Annotated in this window: 8 protein-coding genes; 5 read left to right on the forward strand and 3 right to left on the reverse strand. The window is 61.3% G+C overall.

What is annotated here, in order from left to right; translation table 11 throughout:
* Nucleotides 1–77 precede the first annotated feature (77 nt).
* Nucleotides 78–608 (reverse strand): ferritin-like domain-containing protein, encoded by a 531-nt coding sequence (locus ACW9I6_RS29825; RefSeq protein ID WP_003217418.1) that lies wholly within the window; start codon nt 606–608, stop codon nt 78–80.
* Nucleotides 609–706: 98 nt separating this feature from the next.
* Nucleotides 707–1,618, reverse strand: coding sequence for a LysR substrate-binding domain-containing protein (locus tag ACW9I6_RS29830; RefSeq protein ID WP_457340149.1), 912 nt, complete (start codon nt 1,616–1,618; stop codon nt 707–709).
* Nucleotides 1,619–1,742: 124 nt separating this feature from the next.
* Between ACW9I6_RS29830 and ACW9I6_RS29835 the strand changes: the two genes are divergently transcribed.
* Both ACW9I6_RS29835 and ACW9I6_RS29840 read left to right on the forward strand, forming a co-directional pair.
* Nucleotides 1,743–2,384 (forward strand): FMN-dependent NADH-azoreductase, encoded by a 642-nt coding sequence (locus ACW9I6_RS29835; RefSeq protein ID WP_087693121.1) that lies wholly within the window; start codon nt 1,743–1,745, stop codon nt 2,382–2,384.
* Between the two features lies 1 nt (nt 2,385).
* Nucleotides 2,386–2,691 (forward strand): DMT family transporter, encoded by a 306-nt coding sequence (locus ACW9I6_RS29840; RefSeq protein WP_003217412.1) that lies wholly within the window; start codon nt 2,386–2,388, stop codon nt 2,689–2,691.
* Here ACW9I6_RS29840 and ACW9I6_RS29845 read toward each other — a convergent pair.
* Nucleotides 2,684–3,580, reverse strand: coding sequence for a DMT family transporter (locus tag ACW9I6_RS29845; protein ID WP_087693122.1), 897 nt, complete (start codon nt 3,578–3,580; stop codon nt 2,684–2,686). The genes ACW9I6_RS29840 and ACW9I6_RS29845 overlap by 8 nt on opposite strands.
* Nucleotides 3,581–3,677: 97 nt before the next feature.
* Between ACW9I6_RS29845 and ACW9I6_RS29850 the strand changes: the two genes are divergently transcribed.
* From ACW9I6_RS29850 to ACW9I6_RS29860, 3 genes are all read left to right on the forward strand, one after another.
* The gene (locus ACW9I6_RS29850; protein ID WP_003217407.1) at nt 3,678–4,472 is read left to right on the forward strand and encodes an AraC family transcriptional regulator; all 795 of its coding nucleotides are present in this window, start codon (nt 3,678–3,680) and stop codon (nt 4,470–4,472) included.
* 63 nt (nt 4,473–4,535) lie between these two features.
* A complete protein-coding gene (locus ACW9I6_RS29855; protein WP_003217404.1) occupies nt 4,536–4,850 on the forward strand; it encodes a PsiF family protein in 315 nt (104 codons plus the stop codon).
* A 186-nt stretch (nt 4,851–5,036) separates the two neighbouring features.
* Nucleotides 5,037–6,050, forward strand: coding sequence for an AI-2E family transporter (locus ACW9I6_RS29860; RefSeq protein WP_003217402.1), 1,014 nt, complete (start codon nt 5,037–5,039; stop codon nt 6,048–6,050).
* The last annotated feature ends 83 nt before the right edge of the window (nt 6,051–6,133 follow it).

A 6,133-nucleotide genomic window follows, 5' to 3' on the forward strand; every position in this document is an offset into this window, starting at 1 on the left:
AAGAATGTTCCGACTGACCCACCGCCTTCGCGAGCAAGCCCGCTCCCACATGGGTTTTGCGGTGTTAGCTGTGTTAGTTACAGGTCCTTCAGAATATCCGCCATGTCGTCGGCGTGTTCTTCTTCCTGGGCCAGGATGTCTTCGAAGATCCGGCGAGTGGTCGGGTCTTTGTCACCGATGTACTGGATGATTTCGCGATAGCTGTCTACCGCGATGCGCTCGGCCACCAGGTCTTCGTAGACCATCTCCTTCAGCGTATTGCCGGCCACGTACTGCGCGTGGGAATTCTTCGACAGCAGGTCGGGGTTGAACTCCGGCTCGCCACCCAACTGCACGATACGCTCGGCCAACTTGTCGGCGTGTTCGGCTTCCTGGGTGGCGTGCTCGAGGAATTCCTCGGCGGCGACATGTGCCTTGACGCCATTGGCCATGAAGTAGTGGCGCTTGTAGCGCAGCACGCACACCAGCTCGGTGGCCAGCGATTCGTTGAGCAGACGCAGGATTTCCTGGCGGTCGGCGTCATAACCTTCGGTCACGGCACCGTTTTCGACGTTCTTGCGGGCGCGGTCACGTAAAGTGGCTACGTCAGACAAATGTGAGTCAGTCATCTCATTCTCCTGGTACTAATCCGGTTTTGCGCCACGCTCTGCCGGCGTGATCGCTCCAAGTTGTGAGTCCCAGGCAACGCAAAAAGTTTTATCGGATTTTACAGAGCGTGCCCCGACAGCCGCGCTTCCTCCTGCAACCACTCAAAAAACGCCCGGACCGGCGGGTGCCGTTCCCGTCCCGGTACGCACAGGGCGCTGTAGCCGGCGCCGTTGACGCGGACCTGTGCCCGGTAAGGCACCAGCAACCCGCTGGCGACGCTTTCCGAGACCAGGATATTGCTCGCCAGCACCAGGCCCTGGCCGGCGATGGCCGCTTGCAGGGCGTAGTGTTCTTCGTCGTATTCGCGCAGCGGCGAAGCGGATTGCAACCAGTCTTCCCCGGCCTTTTCGCACCATGCCTGCCAGCCCAGGGCGTACAGCCTGGAGTTGTGCCAGCGCACGCTGATCAGGGTCGGGGTGCGCTCGCGCGCCAGGGCGACTTGTTCGGGGGAGCCATACACGGCGAAACATTCGTCGAACAGGCACAAACCGTACAGGTTCGTGTAGTCGTCGATGCTGTAGCGGATCACCAGGTCGACGCTGGCATCCTGCTGTAAATCGACCACGGCGCAGTTGGTGTCCAGGCGCAGGCTGATATCCGGATGGGCGGCATAGAAGCGCCCGAGTCGCGGCACCAGCCACAGAGCGGCAAACGCCGGCGTAGTGGAGAGCGTGAGATTGCTGGCGCTGCGTTGCGGGCGCAGGGTGTCGACGCTTTGCGCGACGTCCAGCAAGGCGCCGTGCAGGCTGTGGAACAGGCGCTCGCCGCGTTCCGTCAGGCGCACCTGGCGCGGCAGGCGCTCGAACAGCGGTACGCCGAGCCAGGTTTCCAGGGAGCGAATCTGATGGGACACCGCCGTCGGCGTGACCGACAACTCCTGGGCGGCGGCCTTGAAGCTCAACAGGCGCGAGGCCGATTCAAAGGCGCGCAGGGCGGTCAGGGGCAGCGAGGCAAACATGTGAGGCTCCATGGATGAATTCAATTCATCCAAAACAACTATTGCTCATTTGTGAGTAAGGCCGCTCGGCTCTAGATTTATGCGTAACAGAGCCAGCCATTCAGGTTGCCTGAGTCTAGCGTGTGAAGGCCTACAGATGAAAAAAATGCTTGCGATCCATTCCAGCCCCCGCGGCGAACGTTCCCACTCCCGGCGCCTTGCCGAGGTGTTCCTGGCCGCCTGGCACACCGCCAATCCCGACGCGCAACTGACCCGCCGCGAAGTGGGCCGGGCGTCGATTCCCCACGTCAGCGAAGCGTTCATTGCCGCCAGCTTCCACCCGGAGCCGCAGGCGATGCCGTTGTCCATGCACGCCGATTTGCAACTGAGCAATGAGCTGGTAGCCGAGCTCGTCGAGCACGAACTGCTGGTGATTTCCGTACCGATGTACAACTTCGGGATTCCCAGCGGCCTCAAGGCCTGGATCGACCAGATCGTGCGCATGGGCCATACCGTGGACATCACCCAGGACAGCCAGGGCATCGCCCAGTACCAGCCGTTATTGTTGGGCAAAAAGGCCTTGATCATCACCAGTCGCGGCGGCAGCGGCTTTGGCCCGGGCGGGGAAAACGAGGCGATGAACCACGCCGATCCGCACCTGCGGACCGCGTTGGGGTTCATCGGCATTGAAGACGTCACGGTGATCGCCGCAGAAGGCGAGGAGTCCGACCCGAGCGTTTTCCGCCGTTCCTGCGATGCAGTCGAGGGGCAACTGCGCGACCTGGCCGGGAGCTTCTGAAGTGTCGTGGCTTTTCCTGCTGATCGCCGCCGGCTTTGAGGTGACCTTCGCCATGGGCATGAAGTACGCCGACGGCTTCACCCGGCTGTGGCCGTCGCTGGTCACCGTCGTCGCGGCCGTGGGCGGGATCTACTTCCTGACCCTGGCCATGCGTGAGTTGCCGGTGAGCGTGGCCTACCCGATCTGGACCGCCATTGGCTCACTGGGCACGGTGTTTCTCGGGTTCGCATTGCTGGGGGAGAGCCTGACGCTGATCAAGCTGGTGTCAGTGGGCTTGATCGTCGCCGGAGTGGTGGGGCTCAAGTAGCTTCCTGCGCGCTGACATTGCTGCGAACCGGCGTCGTCCAGCGCTCCGACAAAATCACCCCGCCCAGGGTCAGCAAGCCGCCCACCAGGTGATACATCGCCAGTTGCTCCTTCAACACCACTGCGGCAATCAACGCGGTGATCAGCGGCAGCAGGTTGAAAAACAGCGTGGTGCGGCTTGGGCCGAGGGTCTTCACCGAATGCATCCAGGCCAGCGGCGCGAGCATCGAGGCCAGCAGGCAGGCGTACAGCACCAGCGGGATATTCGACCAGCCAAGGCCGGCCTTGTCGGAGAGCAGGAACAGCGGAAACAACACCACCACCGCCACCAGCACCTGCAGGTACAGCAACACCAGTGGCGGCAAGCGCAGCTGCCATTTTTTCAGCAGGGTGCTGTAGACCGCGTAGGCGAGGGTGGCCACCAGCATCATCGCGTCACCCATATTCAGCCCGTGTTGCAGCAGGGCGCTGAGACTACCGGCGGAAACCACCACTACCACGCCGGCAAACGACAGCACGGCACCGGTCAGGGCGCCGAAGGTCAGGCGCTGGCCAAGGCTGATGATTGCGGCGGTAAGAGCCATCAGTGGCATTAGCGAGAGGATGATGCCCATGTTGGTGGCCGAGGTCAGGTTCGCGGCGTAATACGCCAGGCTCTGGTACACCGCCATGCCCAGCACGCCGAGGATGAAGATCTTGCCCAGGTTGGGACGAATCAGCGGCCAGTTGGCGATGACGGGTTTGAGCATGAACGGGGTAAACAGCAGGCCGGCCAGCAGCCAGCGGTAAAAACCGATCTCGGCAGGGAAAATCGTCCCCACCGCGAGTTTGTTGACCACGGTATTGCCGGCCCAGATAAAAATGGCCAGTAACGGATAAGCGTATTGCATCGAAAAGAACCAATTGCGTCTATGAGCGGTGATTATCCTTTGTCTGGATCGAAGCCTATACTTCGATCCAGCCATCCGACCTTTGTATCCAGACAACATGCTCAAGAAGTACATCAACCTTCCCGATTTTGACCAGTTGCCGGCCCCGGTGTATTTCCGTTATTCGGAATTCGAGGCTGACACCCATGCCAGTGCGCACCAGCATGCCTGGGGTTCCCTGGACTACTCGGCCCGTGGCGTGATGCGCTTTGAAGTGGCCGGCAGTCGCTTTATGTCGCCGCCGCAATATGCGGTATGGATCCCACCCAACACCCAGCACAGTTCCTACAACGCCCAGGCGATCGTCTACCGCTCCGTATATCTGGCGCCCGCCTTGTGCGAGCAATTGCCGGCGCAGCCGTGCACCCTGACCATCAGCGATATCCTCAAGGCGATCCTCAGTGATTTCGCCGAGCGTGATGTCAACATTCCCGAGAACGAAGCCGACGTGCGCCTGGCCCAGGTGCTGGTAGACCAGCTCAGGCAGGCGCCGGTGCACGATTGTTTCCTGCCGTATGCCAGCCATCCCGGGTTGCTCAGTGTGCTGGAGGGCATGCAGGCCGACCCTGGCGATAACCGCGCGCTGGCCCAGTGGGCGCAGCAGGTGCATGTCAGTGAGCGCACCCTGGCGCGGCAATTTGTGCGTGAGCTGGGGATGAGCTTCGGCGAATGGCGCCAACGCCTGCGGTTCCTGGCGTCGATCGAGGCGCTGGACAGCGCGCGCAGTGTCCAGGAAGTTGCGTTTGACCTGGGCTACAGCACAGCCTCGGCGTTTATCGCGATGTTCCAGCGCCAGGCCGGCTGCACGCCGGAGCAGTATCGCCGGACCCATATACGCGGCAGGAAGGTGTAACAGGGTTTGACTACACTGCTGGGGAGGCCGTGCCCCTCGGCACGGTAACAGGGAGAAAACTCCATGAAGATGCTGCGTATTCCGCTGTTGATGATGGGCCTGCTGCTGTGTTCCCAAGGCTTTGCCGCGACTGCCGCACAGACGGCTCAGCAACAAAAAATGACTACTTGCAACGCCGAAGCCAAGACCAGTGGCAAGACCGGTGATGATCGCAAGGCGTTCATGAGCAACTGCCTCAAGGCGGCCCCAGCGGCCAACGACGCCAAGACCCTGACCCCCCAGCAACAGAAGATGAAAGATTGCAACGCCACCGCGAAAACCCAGGCGCTGACCGGCGATGCGCGTAAAACCTTTATGAGCACCTGCCTGAAGAAATAATGATGCAGAACTCTGTGGGCGCTGGCTTGCCTAAGATTGCGACCTGACAGTCGATGCCTTTGTTGGCTGACCCACCGCCATCGCAGGCAAGCCAGCTCCCACATTGGACCGCGTTTAGACTTCTCGCTTGATTCACCCAACGCTGGCAGACTGCCCATCCTTTAACGCCGTTCGTTTTGAGGCTGTATGCCAACGTTTTCTCAGCGTCACGTGTTGTTGTTGGTCAGTTGCGTGCTGATTTTTGGCGGGCTGCTGCTGGTTTTGCCATTGAAGTTGCTGCCGAGCCTGCTGGCCGGGCTGCTGGTGTATGAGCTGGTCAACATGCTCACCCCGCAGTTGCAGCGGTTGATCGAAGGCCGGCGTGCGCGCTGGTTGGCGGTAGCCTTGCTGGGAACCTTGATCGTCAGCATCCTGACCCTGATCTTTGCCGGGGCCATCAGCTTCCTGCTGCACGAAGCGGAAAACCCGGGGGCCTCCCTCGATAAGTTCATGGGCGTGGTCGACCGTGCCCGCGGCCAGTTGCCGCCGTTCCTCGACGCCTACCTGCCGGCCAGCGCCGCCGAGTTCCGCGTGGCCATCGGCGAATGGCTGAGCAAACACCTCAGCGAACTGCAACTGGTGGGCAAAGACGCCGCGCACATGTTCGTGACCTTGCTGATCGGCATGGTGCTGGGGGCGATCATCGCCCTGCAACGGGTGCCGGACCTGACCAAGCGCAAACCCCTGGCGGCCGCGCTGTTTGATCGCCTGCACCTGCTGGTCCAGGCCTTTCGCAACATCGTTTTCGCGCAGATCAAGATCGCCGCGCTGAACACCGCGTTCACCGCGATCTTCCTCGCGGTGGTGCTGCCGTTGTGCGGGATCCACCTGCCGTTGACCAAGACGTTGATCGTGCTGACGTTCCTGCTGGGCCTGCTACCGGTGATCGGCAACCTGATGTCCAACACCCTGATCACCATCGTGGCCTTGTCGCTGTCGATCTGGGTGGCGGTGGCGGCGTTGGGCTACCTGATCGTGATCCACAAGGTCGAGTACTTCCTCAACGCGCGGATCGTCGGCGGGCAGATCAGTGCCAAGTCGTGGGAATTGTTGCTGGCGATGCTGGTGTTCGAAGCCGCGTTCGGCCTGCCGGGGGTGGTGGCGGGGCCGATTTATTATGCGTACTTGAAGAGTGAGTTGAAGCTGGCGGGGATGGTTTAGGCATTGATGTTGCCTGGACTGGCCCCTTCGCGAGCAAGCCCGCTCCCACATTTGACCGAGTTCCAACTTTGGAATGCAGCCGA

It is taken from the genome of Pseudomonas sp. SDO5522_S412, from assembly GCF_054071215.1.